Below are 365 nucleotides of genomic sequence, written 5' to 3'. Positions count from 1 at the left end.
CACACTCATCCGACGACTCGAACGGACGCTGAACGCCATAACCACCGACCCGACGCGATCGTTGTCGTCGGTGGACCTGCTCGACGAATCCGAACACACCCGATTGGACGAGATCAGCAACCGGGCCGTCTTGCATGCGCACACGGTCACGGCGATGTCCGTGCCGGCATTGTTCGCCGCACAAGTCGCCCGCACACCCAACGTCATAGCGCTGAGCTGCGGTGATCGGTCATACAGTTACCGGCAACTGGCGGAAGCAGCGAACCGGTTGGCACATCTGCTGACCGATCACGGTGTGGGTCCCGGATGCGTGGTCGGGTTGCTGATGCAACGCTCGGCACAAGCGATCACCGCACTCACCGCGG

1 protein-coding gene is annotated in these 365 nt (G+C 62.7%); it reads left to right on the top strand.

The features are described from left to right. The coding region (locus tag IRT45_RS36460) for an AMP-binding protein (RefSeq protein ID WP_194810284.1) at positions 1 to 365 on the top strand (365 nt) is incomplete at both ends.

The organism is Nocardia sp. BSTN01, assembly GCF_015354405.1.
Classification (GTDB): domain Bacteria; phylum Actinomycetota; class Actinomycetes; order Mycobacteriales; family Mycobacteriaceae; genus Nocardia.
Note: the sequence above shows the minus strand (reverse complement) of the source record. Positions and strands in the feature narration are given on the sequence as shown.